The 13,692-nt window shown below is 67.8% G+C and carries 11 protein-coding genes; 4 read left to right on the top strand and 7 right to left on the bottom strand.

Annotated features, from left to right (window positions below; translation table 11 throughout):
• Positions 1 to 15 precede the first annotated feature (15 nt).
• The 4 genes from C265_RS03650 to C265_RS03635 all read left to right on the top strand — a co-directional run bounded on the left by C265_RS03650 (position 16) and on the right by C265_RS03635 (position 5,395).
• Positions 16 to 1,641: a bifunctional aspartate transaminase/aspartate 4-decarboxylase gene (locus C265_RS03650; protein WP_010814955.1), complete on the top strand. Its 1,626-nt coding sequence runs from the start codon at positions 16 to 18 to the stop codon at positions 1,639 to 1,641.
• Positions 1,642 to 2,209: 568 nt separating this feature from the next.
• The gene (locus C265_RS03645) at positions 2,210 to 3,070 is read left to right on the top strand and encodes a cytochrome b561 domain-containing protein (RefSeq protein ID WP_010814956.1); all 861 of its coding nucleotides are present in this window, start codon (positions 2,210 to 2,212) and stop codon (positions 3,068 to 3,070) included.
• A 2-nt stretch (positions 3,071 to 3,072) separates the two neighbouring features.
• The gene (locus tag C265_RS03640; RefSeq protein WP_010814957.1) at positions 3,073 to 4,446 is read left to right on the top strand and encodes a gluconate:H+ symporter; all 1,374 of its coding nucleotides are present in this window, start codon (positions 3,073 to 3,075) and stop codon (positions 4,444 to 4,446) included.
• 40 nt (positions 4,447 to 4,486) lie between these two features.
• Positions 4,487 to 5,395, top strand: coding sequence for an SMP-30/gluconolactonase/LRE family protein (locus C265_RS03635; RefSeq protein WP_010814958.1), 909 nt, complete (start codon positions 4,487 to 4,489; stop codon positions 5,393 to 5,395).
• Between the two features lie 42 nt (positions 5,396 to 5,437).
• Here C265_RS03635 and hutG read toward each other — a convergent pair whose 3' ends face one another.
• From hutG to hutC, 7 genes are all read right to left on the bottom strand, one after another.
• Positions 5,438 to 6,250, bottom strand: a complete 813-nt coding sequence (gene hutG / locus C265_RS03630; RefSeq protein WP_010814959.1) for an N-formylglutamate deformylase — start codon at positions 6,248 to 6,250, stop codon at positions 5,438 to 5,440.
• Positions 6,251 to 6,282: 32 nt separating this feature from the next.
• Positions 6,283 to 7,689, bottom strand: coding sequence for a formimidoylglutamate deiminase (locus tag C265_RS03625; RefSeq protein ID WP_010814960.1), 1,407 nt, complete (start codon positions 7,687 to 7,689; stop codon positions 6,283 to 6,285).
• Positions 7,686 to 8,939: an imidazolonepropionase gene (gene hutI / locus C265_RS03620; protein ID WP_010814961.1), complete on the bottom strand. Its 1,254-nt coding sequence runs from the start codon at positions 8,937 to 8,939 to the stop codon at positions 7,686 to 7,688. Before hutI ends, C265_RS03625 begins: the two co-directional genes overlap by 4 nt.
• Positions 8,936 to 9,538 (bottom strand): HutD family protein, encoded by a 603-nt coding sequence (locus C265_RS03615; protein WP_010814962.1) that lies wholly within the window; start codon positions 9,536 to 9,538, stop codon positions 8,936 to 8,938. The genes hutI and C265_RS03615 overlap by 4 nt, the downstream gene beginning before the upstream one ends.
• On the bottom strand, positions 9,535 to 11,235 hold the full coding sequence (gene hutU, locus C265_RS03610) for a urocanate hydratase (RefSeq protein WP_010814963.1): 1,701 nt from the start codon (positions 11,233 to 11,235) through the stop codon (positions 9,535 to 9,537). Before hutU ends, C265_RS03615 begins: the two co-directional genes overlap by 4 nt.
• A 51-nt stretch (positions 11,236 to 11,286) precedes the next feature.
• Positions 11,287 to 12,864, bottom strand: a complete 1,578-nt coding sequence (gene hutH, locus C265_RS03605) for a histidine ammonia-lyase (protein ID WP_010814964.1) — start codon at positions 12,862 to 12,864, stop codon at positions 11,287 to 11,289.
• Between the two features lie 64 nt (positions 12,865 to 12,928).
• The gene (gene hutC / locus C265_RS03600; RefSeq protein ID WP_010814965.1) at positions 12,929 to 13,690 is read right to left on the bottom strand and encodes a histidine utilization repressor; all 762 of its coding nucleotides are present in this window, start codon (positions 13,688 to 13,690) and stop codon (positions 12,929 to 12,931) included.
• Positions 13,691 to 13,692: the final 2 nt, after the last annotated feature.

Raw genomic sequence — 13,692 nt, 5'->3', positions numbered from 1 at the left:
ACACAGGAGCAAGCCATGAGCAAGTTCGATATCTCCAAGCTGTCCAGCCTCTCCCCCTTCGAGCTGAAGGACGAGCTGATCAAGCTGGCCAGCAGCGACGCGGAACGCCTGATGCTGAACGCCGGCCGCGGCAATCCCAACTTCCTCGCCACCGTGCCGCGCCACGGCTTCTGGCAACTGGGCCTGTTTGCCATGCGCGAGTCCGAGCGCTCGTTCTCCTACATGCCCGAGGGCGTGGGCGGTTTCCCGCGCCGCGAAGGCATCGAGGAACGCTTCAACCTGTTTGCGCGCGAGTTTGCCGACACCCCGGGGGTGAAGTTCCTCGCCGGAGCGGTGTCGTATGTGCGCGACCAGCTCGGCCTGAGCGCGGGTGATTTCCTCTATGAAATGTGCGAAGGCATCCTGGCCTGCAACTACCCGGTGCCGGACCGCATGCTGAAGCTATCTGAGGTCGTGGTCGGCCAGTACATCCGCAAGGAAATGATCGGCGACCATCCGTTCATCGGCGATTTCGATCTGTTCGCGGTTGAAGGCGGCACCGCGGCGATGACCTACCTGTTCAACTCCATTCGCGAGAACCACCTGCTCACGGCCGGCGACACCATCGCGCTGGGCATGCCGATCTTCACGCCGTATATCGAGATCCCGGAACTGAACGACTACCAGCTGGTGGAAGTGTCGGTCAATGCCGATCCCGAGTCGCACTGGCAGTATTCGAAGAAGGAGCTCGACAAGCTGCGCGACCCCAAGGTCAAGGCCTTCTTCCTGGTCAACCCGAGCAACCCGCCCTCAGTGCGCATGAGCGACGAAAGCCTGGAGTACCTGGCCTCGATCGTCAAGGAGCGCCCGGACCTGATCATCCTGACCGACGACGTCTACGGCACCTTTGCCGACAACTTCGTCTCGCTGTTCGCGATGTGCCCGAAGAACACCATCCTGGTGTACTCGTTCTCCAAGTACTTCGGCGCGACCGGCTGGCGCCTGGGCGTGATCGCCACGCACCGCGACAATATCTTCGACCTGCAGATCGGCAAGCTGCCCGACGTGCAACGCCAGCAGCTGAACCAGCGCTACAGCTCGATCACCACCGAGCCGCAGAAGCTCAAGTTCATCGACCGCCTGGTGGCCGACAGCCGCACGGTGGCGCTGAACCACACGGCCGGCCTGTCGACCCCGCAGCAGGTGCAGATGGTGCTGTTCTCGCTGTTCTCGCTGATGGATACGCCGGACAACTACAAGAACGCGATGAAGCGGCTGATCCGCAGCCGCAAGGCCGCGCTGTACCGCGAGATCGGCATCGCGCCGGAAAGCGACGACCCGAATGCCGTGGACTACTACACGCTGCTCGATATCGAGCAGCTGGGCGGCAAGGCGATCGGTCCGGACTTCGTCAAATGGGTGATGAACTCGGTCGAGCCGAACGAATTGCTGTTCCAGCTGGCCGATGAGGCAGGCGTGGTGCTGCTGCCGGGCCGCGGCTTCGGCACGCGCCACCCGTCAGGGCGGGTGTCGCTGGCCAACCTGAATGAAGCTGACTATGCCAAGATCGGGCGCTCGATCCGCAAGTTGTTCGAAGCGTATGTGGAGAAGTACAACGCGGCGACGGGGAGCAAGGCCGACAAGAATGTCGTGAAGAAATAGGCCTTCGCTGGCGTGGCTCGCAGCCCGGCTTCAGGCCGGGCTTTTTTGTTCAGTGTTGCGTTATGCCGGGGCCGAGATGCGATCAAACCCTCAAGCGGATCCTGCGCCCGATGACACCGCAACGTTTTCCAGAATCCCCAAGCGATAACCTGAGGTAAATCGGAGATTCGATCATTTGATTAGAAGCATATTCCAGCCATTGCTATAGTTGTCTCCACTTTCCTGCGCGCAGGCCATTGGCTCTGCAGCAGGCTCAAGCCGCATTCTGGTTGCGCGGCGCCGCCAATTACCCATTCCAATAAGATCACCGCCCTTTGAAAGGGCGGATGGAGACATTCGGTCATGCAAGCTGCTGTCCCACTCAGTTCAGGCGTATCACACGCGGCGCCGTTGCTGGCCGCCGCAACCGCCATCTAGCTGCGCCCGTCCCGCCAGACAAGGGTGACGGCACAACACCGGCCACAGCGTGTCGCCAGCACGCGGGCGATCCCGGTATAGCGAAACCTCGCCACCGCTATCCACCCTCTGTCCCATTCAAAGGAATTCTCCGCGCATCAGGAGATCGGAAATGCCACCTGCGCTTCCCGCGGCCGTGCGCTGGATATTGCCGCTCGGCCTCACGCTTTGCCTCTGCATTCTCGGCGCGCGGGCCGCGCCCGGCTGGCCCGCGCAATGGCTGAGCCGCCCGATTTCCGGTACCGCCGCCGCGCACCACGTCGTGCTCTGGGTAGCCTGGCATGGGCGCCTGATGGTGCTCAGCTGGGGACTATTGCTGCCGCTCGGCATCCTGGTCGCCCGCTTCTTCAAGGTGACGCCGTCGCAAGCCTGGCCTGCCGTGCTCGATCGCAAGACCTGGTGGCGCGCCCACTTGTGGATGCAGGGCAGCGGCGTTGCGCTGATGTCGGTGGGCGTGCTGTTGGTCCTGGGCCACGGCGGCGGCATGCCCGATACGCTGGCGCGCTGGCACCACCTCGGCGGCTGGGCACTGGTGGCCTGCGCCGCGCTGCAGGTAGGCGGCGGGCTGTTGCGCGGCAGCAAGGGCGGGCCCACCAGCAACTGCCTGCGCGGCGACCACTACGACATGAGCGCGCGCCGGGTGGTGTTCGAGTGGCTGCACAAAGTCATTGGCTGGAGTTCGCTGCCGCTTGCCATCGCAACCATCGGCATCGGCCTCGCGCTGGCCGATGCGCCGCGCTGGATGCCGCTGCTGCTGGGCGCCTGGTGGCTGACGCTGGCGGCGCTCGCGCTGGCATTGCAGCGCGCGGGCTTCTGCATCGACACGTATCAGGCGATCTGGGGCCCCGATCCCAGGCACCCGGGCAATCGACGACGGCCCATCGGCTGGGGCATCACCAGCTTTCCCTCACAGCCGGCATCGTCGTCCGGCACGCACCGGCCGCAGGCGTGGCCGGCTGAACACAAGGATTAGACGTGGCAATACTGATATTCGGCGGTGCGGCAGCGATCCTGCTGTTGCTCGCCCTGATCCTGATCGCAAAGCTGCACCCCTTCCTGGCACTGATCCTGGTGGCCACGGGCGTCGCCGTCGTGGCCGGCGTACCGGTGAGCCAGATTGCCGATGCGGTCGAAGGCGGCCTGGGCAAGACCCTGGGCCATGTCGCCGTGATCATCGCCTTCGGCGCGATGATCGGACGCATGATTGAATTGTCGGGCGGCGCGCAGGTGCTGGCCAACCGGTTGATCGAGCGCTTCGGCGACAAACGCGTGCCGCTGGCCATGGCCTGTACCGCATTCGGCGTCGGCATTCCGGTGTTCTTTGAAGTCGGCGTCATGATGCTGATGCCGCTGGTCTACGGGCTCACGCGCACCCGCGGCATTCCGCTGGTGGTGATTGGCCTGCCGGTGTGCGCCGTGTTGCTGGTGGTGCATGCCCTGCTGCCGCCGCACCCGGGCATGGTGGCAGTGGCCGGGGAACTCGGCATCGAGATCGGCCGCCTGCTGCTGATCGGCCTGCCGGTCGCGCTGGTCACTGGCCTGGTGACTTTCCTGGCATCGCGGCGACTGACCAGGCGGCCGTTCCATATGGCAGCCGATATCGCCGCCGAAGTGGGCCAGGCCACAGGCAGCGCCCCAAAGGTCCACGCGGCATCCGCCAGCCTGGGCAGCGGTGCGCCGCCGGGCGCCCGTCTCGTCGCCGGGCTGATCGCGCTGCCGATCGTGCTGATCCTGGCCGGGACGCTGGCCCAGGTGCTGTTGCCGCAAGGCTTCTTCGGGCGCTCGGCGCTGATGTTTCTCGGCATCCCGTACGTCGCGCTGTTGCTGGGCCTGATGCTCTGTGCCTATCTGCTGGGCACCCGTCGCGGCGCGCCGCTGGCGACGGTGTCCGAGGTGGCCGGCGCCGCCATCCCGACCGTATCGGTGGTGATCCTGATCACCGGCGCCGGCGGCGCTTTCGCCAAGATCCTGGTGTCGACCGGAATCGGCCCCGCGCTGGCGACGTCGCTGCAGTCTTCGGGTCTGCCGCTGGCCGTCCTCGCGTTCCTGCTGGCGATGCTGTTGCGCGCGGCACAGGGGCCCACCACCGTGGCGCTGATGACCACGGCCGGCATCATCGCCCCGCTGGTCGCGCAGGCTTCGCCCGGTCCCAACCATCTGGCCCTGATCGGCCTGGCGATGGGCGCGGGCGGCATGGCGGTCTCCCACGTCAACGATGCGGGCTTCTGGATCGTGACCCGGATGCTGGGCCTGAGCGTCGGCGATGGACTAAGGAGCTGGACGGTGCTGACGACGCTTGCCGGTATCGCAGCCCTTGGCCTGATCCTCTTGCTGTGGCAGTTCGTGTAAAGACCGCTTGGGTGTCTTTGCAACGGGATAAAGGAAGACCATGGATACAGTCCGGATATTCGATGAGCGCGCACGCGAGCTGCCGCTGGCGGGCGAACGGCTCGAGCAACTGGCATGCAGGGCAACCTGGAGCGAGGGGCCGGTGTGGTTGCCCGACGAGGATGCGGTGCTGTGGAGCGACATCCCCAACGACCGCATCCTGCGCTGGAGCGCCGCGGATGGCATGTCGGTCTGGCGTACGGGCGCCGGGTTCACCAACGGCCACGCACTGGAGGCGGACGGCTCGCTGCTGCATTGCTCGCACGGAAAGCGGGCCATCGTGCGGACGCATCGCAGCGGTGCCCGCCTTGGCGAGGACGAACTGGTCGTCAGCCACTATCAGGGGCGGCGCCTGAATTCGCCCAATGACATCGTGGTCAAGCGCGATGGCACCTTGTGGTTCACCGATCCGCCGTATGGGATCCTGTCGGACCGCGAAGGCCACCGGGCCGATCCTGAGCTGCGACACAACTATGTGTTTCGCTACGATCCCGCCGTCGGTGCGCTGGAAGTCGCCAGCGACTTGATCGAGGAGCCGAACGGGCTGGCATTCTCGCCCGATGAAGACGTGCTTTATGTCTCCGATACCTCGGCGGCATTGCGCGACGATGGTCATCACCATATCGTCGCCTTCGACGTCGTTGCGGGACGGGTGCTGGCCAACCCGCGGGTCTTCGCCGTCATCGCGCCCGGACTGCCGGACGGATTTCGCGTGGACCGGCGCGGATGGCTCTTTACCAGCAGCGCCAGCGGCGTGCAGGTTTTCCATCCGGACGGGACGCGGCTTGCGCATATTCCCGTGCCGGAGAAGGTCGGCAACCTCGTTTTCGGCGGCGCCGAGGGCGATGCCTTGTTCATCGCCGCCAGCACTTCGCTCTACCGCCTGCGGCTTGGTCAGCGCTTGACGTGAGCTGGCAGCGCTGCGCGGCAGCCATCGTGCCGCGCCAGCGCCTTAGCGCGTTTCGACGAACTCCAGCACCGTCGCCAGCATCCCTCGCAAAGCCGGCTGCAACGCCGCCGCACGCGCCTCGTCGTAGGCGAACGGATACGTCTCGCTCATGTAGGCGACCTGCGACAGCTCGAGCTGCACCGCATGCACGCCGTCCTGCGGCTTGCCATATTGGCGCGTGATATAGCCGCCCTTGAAGCGCCCGTTGAGCACCGCGGTATGGCCGGCCACCGCGCCAGCCTGCTCAAGCAGCTGATGCGCAAGCGACGCGTCGCAGCTCTCGCCGTTGGCCGTGCCGAGGTTGAAGTCCGGCAGCCTGCCTTCGAAGAAGCGCGGCAGCACCGAGCGGATCGAATGCGCATCCCACAGCGCGATGGTGCCGTGCTCCGCCTTCAGGCGGGCCAGTTCCGCGGCCAGCGCCTGGTGGTACGGGCGCCAGATCGCATCGCGGCGCGCGGCGATTTCGGCATCGTCGGGGCCGTTGCCGTCGACGTACAGCGGCGTCTTGTCGAAGGTGTCGACCGGGCACAAGCCCGTGGTGTCCTGGCCGGGATACAGGTTGGCGTTATCGGGCGGTCGGTTCAGGTCGACCACGTAGCGCGAATGCGTGGCCACCAGCACCGACGCACCCAGTTCGCGGGCGAAGCTGTAGAGGCGTTCCAGGTGCCAGTCGGTGTCGGGCACGGTGCGCGCTTCGGCCGTCAGGCGCTGCGAGACCGAAGCCGGCAGGTGCGTGCCGACGTGCGGCATCGATACCAGCAACGGGCGCGTGCCGCGATGCAGGGTGAAGGCGGGGGTATCGGTGGAGAAGGACATTGTCTTTGCGATGCAGTGGGCGTAGCCCGGTTTCAGTCGGCCAGCAGGCCGGCGCGCGCCGCGATGAACAGGCGCCCCGCATCCGCCTGCAGCGGATGCGCGCCATGCTGCACGCGGCTGCGTCCGGCGGTACGGACATCCGCTAGTGTCTCATGACCGTGGCAGGCAAACACATGGGTGGCCAGCGCCTGCGGCCCGTCGAGGCCCGCCAGCGTCGGATGCGCGCCATCCAGCACCACGAAATCGGCCTGCTGGCCTGGCACAAGCCCCGCCACGGCGCGGCCGCTGGCACGCGTGCCACCGGCCACGGCTTCGAGATACAGCCGGTCGGCCACCTGTGCATGCGTGTCGGAGGCCAGCACATTGCGCCGCTGCAGGCCGAGCCGCTGGCCGTATTCGAACAAGCGCAGCTCCTCGGCCACGCTGACGCTGGCATGGCTGTCGGAGCCGATGCCCCATGCGCCCTGCTGCGCCAGGTAGGGCGCGGCCTCGAACACGCCGTCGCCCAGGTTGGCCTCGGTGGTCGGGCAGATGCCGGCCACCGCGCCGCTGTGCGCCAGGCGCCGGCGCTCGTCCCAGTCCATATGGGTGGCGTGCACCAGGCACCAGCGCGCGTCGACCTCTACATGGTCGAACAGCCAGGTCACCGGGCGCGTGCCCGACCACGCGATGCAATCGTCGACCTCTTTCTGCTGCTCGGCGATATGGATATGGATGGGCGCCTGCGGGTCGATCGCCTGCAGTCCCGCCAGTGCGTGGGCGAGGCTTTCCTCCGGCACCGCGCGCAGCGAGTGCGGTGCCAGCCCCAGCCTCGCGCCGGACTGCGCGCACGCGGGGGCCAGCCGTTCCAGGAGCCGCAGCATCGCGTCGGTGTCGTGCAGGAAGCGGCGCTGCTCGGCCAGCGGCGGCTTGCCGCCAAAGCCGGCGGTCTGGTACAGCACCGGCAGCAGCGTCATGCCGATGCCAGTACGCCGGGCCGCGCGCAGCAGCCGCAGCGACATCTCGGCGGCATCGGCATAGGGCGTGCCGCCGGCATCGTGATGGACGTAGTGGAACTCGCACACGCTGGTGTAGCCCGCACGCAGCATCTCGATATAGAGCTGGGTGGCGATGGCCTCCAGCGTGTCGGGCGAGAGCCGCTGCGCGAAGCGGTACATCAGCGTGCGCCAGCTCCAGAATGAATCGGCACCCGCCGGATCGTCGCCCTGCGGGCGGCTGCGGAATTCCGTCAGGCCGGCAAAGCCGCGCTGGAACGCATGCGAGTGCAGGTTGGGCATGCCGGGCAGCACGGGACCGGCCGCATGCGGCACGCCTGCGGCTGGCTCCGTGCCGGGCTGCACGGTGGTGAAGCGGCCCTGCTCATCCCAGGCCAGCAGCACATCGCGCGCCCAGCCGGCCGGCAGCAGCGCAAACGGAGCGAAGAGTTGCGAGCCACTCATGCCGAGGCTCCTTCGTGCGCATGCACACGCCCTTGCCGCACCACCGTCGCGACCGGGTTGCGGCCGAACCAGTACGCCAGCTCGGCGGGCGAATCGATGCGCCACAGCGCGAAGTCGGCCACGCGCCCTGCTTCCAGCCGCCCGTGGCGATCCGATGCGCCCAGCGCACGCGCGGCGTGCACGGTCACGCCGGCAAGCGCTTCGGGCACGGTCAGGCGGAACAGGGTGCAGGCCATATTCATCATCAGCAGCAGCGAAGTGACCGGCGACGTACCCGGATTGTGATCGGTCGAGATTGCCATCGGCACGCCGTACTGGCGTAGCAGCGCGATCGGCGGCAGGTTGGTGTCGCGCAGGAAGTAGTAGGCGCCGGGCAGCAGCACCGCCACCGTGCCGGCCTCCGCCATCGCCGCGACGCCGGCCTCGTCGAGATGCTCGAGGTGATCGGCGGACAAGGCGCGGTGGCGAGCGGCGAGCGCGGCGCCGCCGAGGTTGCTCAGTTGCTCGGCATGCAGCTTGACGCGCACGCCATGGCGCGCCGCCGCCTCGAACACGCGCCCGGTCTGTGCGATCGAGAAACCGATCGATTCGCAGAAGGCATCGACGGCGTCGACCAGTCCTTCCCCGGCCAGTGCCGGCAGCATGGTGTTGCAGACCAGGTCGATATAGTCGTCGGCACGGCCCGCGTACTCCGGCGGCAATGCGTGCGCGCCCAGGAAGGTCGTGTAGACCGAAATCCCGAAGTGCTCGCCAAGCCGGCGCGCCACGCGCAGCTGCTTGCGCTCGGCTTCCAGGCTCAGCCCGTAGCCCGACTTGATCTCGATGGCGGTGACGCCCTCGGCCAGCAGCGGCTGCAGGCGCGCGGCGGCCTGGGCAAACAGCGTGTCTTCATCTGCGGCACGCGTGGCGCGCACGGTCGAGACGATGCCGCCGCCGGCGCGCGCAATCTCTTCGTAGCCGGCGCCGGCCAGCCGCATCGCGAACTCGTCGGCGCGCTGGCCGCCGTAGACCAGGTGCGTATGGCAGTCGACCAGCCCAGGCGTGATCCATGCCCCGTGAGCATCATGGCGCGCCGCGCCGCGATAGGCATCCGGCAGGTCCGCCGTGGCACCCAGCCAGGCGATGCACCCATGCTCCACCACCAGCGCGGCATCGCGGATCGCGTGCGCCGGATCGGCATCGGGCAGCAGGTGGCAGTTGTGCCAGACGCCGTCCGCGCTGGGCGCGGACGATACAGAGGGCAGCGTCATTGACCGGGCTCCGTCTCAAGGGTGACGCACAGGCACAGGGCCGCGTCACCCACAGGTTCAAACGATGGCGTGGATGGGGGTTCCGCAGCGCCGCAGAGCGCTCCTTCGCCCGCTTGCAGCAGCAGGCCGGCATCCTGCGCCTGCCATGCGCCGCTGACGGCCAGCAGGCAGACGGCATGGCCGCCGGTGCCAGGCACGAACCCCTGCCGGAACACCTCGACGCGCGCGCGGCAGTGGCCGCGCCGCGTCATCACGTTGAAGTCGCGCGTGACGCCGTCGATCAGCGTCGCCTGCAGGCTGGTATCGCCGGAGAAGGCGAACGGCTCGCCGATATGGTCAAGGCGATGGCTGAAGCTGGCGTCGTCCGCACGCAGCGTCACGCCGGCGCCCTCCAGCAGCACGATCTGGCGATCGATGCCGGGAAACGCCGAGAACGGCCCGTCCTGCCCGATATCGGCCACGCTCAGGCGCCACATGAAGTCATCCATGCCGGCGCCCGGCGGCCACACCGCGATCTCGCGCGTGTTGCCGCCGCCGTTCTTCCAGCGCGTGGGCGCGATCTCGGCCAGCGCGAACCGTTGAAATAGCGTCAGGCTCATGCGCCCTTCACCATCGGCAGGTTCAGGCCCTTCTCGTGCGCGCATTCGATGGCGATGTCATAGCCCGCGTCCGCATGGCGCATCACGCCGGTGGCCGGGTCGTTCCACAGCACGCGCTCGATGCGCCTGGCCGCGGCATCGGTGCCGTCGCACACGATCACCACGCCCGAATGCTGCGAGAAGCCCATGCCGACGCCGCCGCCGTGGTGCAGGCTGACCCAGGTGGCGCCGCCCGCGGTGTTCAGCAGCGCGTTGAGCAGCGGCCAGTCCGACACCGCATCCGAGCCGTCGCGCATGGCCTCGGTCTCGCGGTTGGGCGAAGCCACCGAGCCGCAGTCCAGGTGATCGCGGCCGATCACCACCGGCGCCTTCAGCTCGCCCGACTTGACCATCTCGTTGAAGGCCAGGCCGGCGCGGTGGCGTTCATCCAGCCCCACCCAGCAGATGCGCGCGGGCAGGCCCTGGAAGGCGATGCGGTCGTGCGCCATGTCGAGCCAGCGGTGCAGGTGCTTGTCCTCGGGGAACAGCTCCTTCATCTTGGCATCGGTCTTGTAGATATCTTCCGGATCGCCCGACAGCGCGACCCAGCGGAACGGGCCCTTGCCGCGGCAGAACAGCGGACGGATATAGGCCGGCACGAAGCCCGGGAAATCAAAGGCATTCTTCACGCCCTCGTCGAACGCGACCTGGCGGATATTGTTGCCGTAGTCGACCGTCGGCACGCCCATCTTCTGGAAGTCGAGCATGGCCTGCACGTGCTTGACGATGGACGGGCGCGCGGCGGCTTCCACCGACTTGGGATCCTGCGTGCGCGCCGCTTCCCATTGAGCGACGGTCCAACCGGCCGGCAGGTAGCCGTTGACCAGGTCGTGCGCCGAGGTCTGGTCGGTGACGATGTCCGGGCGCATGCCTCCGGCCTGCGCGCGCTTGACCAGTTCCGGCAGGATCTCGGCGGCGTTGCCGAGCAGGCCGACCGAGATCGCTTCCTTCTTTTGCGTGGCCTCGGCGATCATCGCCAGCGCTTCATCCAGCGTGGTGGCCTTCTTGTCGACATAACGCGTGCGCAGGCGGAAATCGATGCGCGACTCCTGGCACTCGATCGCCAGCACGCAGGCGCCGGCGAGCACGCCCGCCAGCGGCTGCGCGCCGCCCATGCCGCCCAGGCCGGCGGTCAGGATCCACTTGCCCGACAGGTCGCCGTTGTAGTGCTGGCGGCCGGCCTCGACAAAGGTCTCGTAGGTGCCCTGCACGATGCCCTGCGTGCCGATGTAGATCCACGAGCCCGCGGTCATCTGGCCGTACATCATCAGGCCGGCGCGGTCCAGCTCGTTGAACTTGTCCCAGTTGGCCCAGTGCGGCACCAGGTTGGAGTTGGCGATCAGCACGCGCGGCGCATCGGCATGGGTGCGGAACACGCCCACCGGCTTGCCCGACTGCACCAGCAGCGACTCGTCCTCACCCAGGCGGCGCAGGCTGTCCAGGATGGCGTCGAAGCATTCCCAGTTGCGCGCGGCCTTGCCAATGCCGCCGTAGACCACCAGGTCCTGCGGACGCTCGGCCACGTCCGGGTCGAGGTTGTTCTGGATCATGCGGTAGGCGGCTTCGATCAGCCAGTTCTTGCAGTGCAGCTGGCTGCCGCGCGGGGCGCGGATTTCGCGCTGGCCGCGCTGGATGAATTGGTTTTCGTTGGCGTTCATGTCTTGTTCTCCTGCTGCGGGTCTGGTCTGGCAGTGTCGGCGCGGGGCGCGTTACGACAGGTTGGTCGGCAGGATCGCGCGCACGGCATCGGGCCAGCCCGCGCCGGCATCGCCCTGCACCACCCATTGCTTCATCGCTTCGATATCCGGTGCCAGGTAGCGGTCCTCTTCGACAAAGGCCACGCGCGCACGGATGCGGGCCAGTTCCTGCTCCACCAGCGGCGACGACTTCAGCGGGCGGTGGAACTCGATGCCCTGCGCCGCGGCCATGGCCTCGATGCCGACCACCACTGCGGTGTTGGCGGCCATCTCGCCCAGGCGGCGCGCACCGTAGGTGGCCATCGACACATGATCTTCCTGGTTGGCCGAGGTCGGCAGGCTGTCGACGCTGGACGGATGCGCCAGCGCCTTGTTCTCGGAGGCCAGCGCGGCCGCGGTCACCTGCGCAATCATGAAGCCCGAGTTCAGGCCGCCGTCGCGCACCAGGAACGGCGGCAGGCCCGACAGCCCGGTATCGAGCAGCAGCGCCAGGCGGCGTTCGGAAATCGCGCCGATCTCGGCAATCGCCAGCGCGATGATGTCGGCGGCAAATGCCACAGGCTCGGCGTGGAAGTTGCCGCCCGAGACCACGTCGCCCTGCGCGGAGAATACCAGCGGGTTGTCCGAGGCGGCGTTGGACTCGATCTGCAGGATGCGCGCGGCGTGCTGCAGGTTGTCCAGGCACGCGCCCATCACCTGCGGCTGGCAGCGGATCGAGTACGGGTCCTGCACGCGGCCGCAGGTCTTGTGCGAGTCGACGATCTCGCTGCCGTCCAGCATCGCGCGCACGGCGCCGGCCACGGCGATCTGGCCGGCCTGGCCGCGCGCCTCATGGATGCGGGCGTCGAACGGCTTGACCGAGCCCTTGATCGCTTCCAGCGACAGCGCGCCCGCCACCAGTCCGGCGGCAAAGGCGTCTTCGGCGGCGAACAGGCCGGCCAGCGCCAGCGCGGTCGACACCTGGGTGCCGTTGAGCAGCGCCAGGCCTTCCTTGGGGCCCAGCTCGAAGGCCTGCAGGCCGGCGTGCGCCAGGCCCTCGGCGGCGGGCACGCGCTTGCCGTCGACCAGCACGTCGCCCACGCCGATCAGCGTGCACGACATATGCGCCAGCGGCGCCAGGTCGCCCGAGGCGCCGACCGACCCCTTGGCCGGGATGCACGGCGTCACGCCGTGGTTGGCCAGCGCCAGCAGCGCCTCGATCAGTTCCGGGCGCACACCCGAATGGCCGCGCGCCAGGCTCACGGCCTTGATCGCCAGGATCAGGCGCACCGTGTCTTCGGCCAGGTCCGGGCCGGTGCCGACGCTGTGCGACAGCACCAGGTTGCGCTGCAGCTGCGCCAGCTTGTCATTGGGGATGCGGGTCTGCGCCAGCTTGCCGAAGCCGGTATTGATGCCGTAGACCACGGCATCGGCGTCGATGATGTCCTGCACCGTGGCCTGCGCGGCGCGCACGCCGGCCCAGGCCGATTCGGCCATGGCCAGGCGCACTTCGCCGCGGTAGATGCGGCGCAGGTCGGCCAGGGTGACTTGGCCCGGCTGCAGGGTCAGCAGCGGGCGGGAAGCTTGGTCGTCGTGTTGGCTGGCGCTCATTTGTATGTTCCTGTCTATACAGCTTAGAGTAAAAAGTTGAACCGTGCGGCCGGATCCTGTGGATTCAGCCGAAAGCAGGGTTGCCGTCGGCGCGGAAGCGGCTGCCGAGGCGGTAGCGGTTGCCCGGATGCAGGCAGCGCACAAAGGTCACCGGCACGCCGTTGGTCCAGGTGCGGCGCGTCAGCATCAGGCAAGGTTGCGTGGGCGGCATTTCCAGTTGCGCGGCCTGCTCCGGCGTCGCGGCAATGGCATCGACCACGTGCTCTACCTGATCGTAGGGCACATGGCGCAGCAGGTATTCGCCGGGCTGGGTCTCGCTGAAGTCCTGGCTGATGAAGTCCGGCGCCACGCGCGCATTGACGTAGCGGTCCTCCAGCTGCACCGGCACGCCGTCCTCGCGATGCACGCAGACCGAGTGGTACACCGACTCGCCGGTGCGCAGCTCCAGCGCGGCGGCCACCTCGATCGATGCCGACACACGCTCCACCAGGATCACGTCGCAGGCATAGTCATGGCCGCGCATGCGGATCTCGTCCTGCAGGTTGACCACGGACAGCAGCGTCGACTGCGGCTTGTGCTCCGCCACGAAGGTGCCCACGCCGGCCACCCGCACCACCCGGCCCTGCTCCTGCAGCTCGCGCAGCGCCCGGTTGACAGTCATGCGCGAGACGCCGAAGCGGTTCACCAGTTCCTGCTCCGACGGCACCCGGTCGCCCGGCTGCCACGCGCCGCTCTGGATCTGGCGGGCAATGTACTCCTTCACCTGCTGGTAGAGCGCGGTGGGAGAGGCAGAAGCGGAAGAAGCGGTGCCGGCGGCGTGGTTCATGG

Origin of the sequence: Cupriavidus sp. GA3-3 (assembly GCF_000389805.1) — a bacterium.
GTDB classification, from domain to species: Bacteria; Pseudomonadota; Gammaproteobacteria; order Burkholderiales; family Burkholderiaceae; genus Cupriavidus; species Cupriavidus necator_D.
This window is presented reverse-complemented; position numbering and strand designations above follow the sequence as displayed.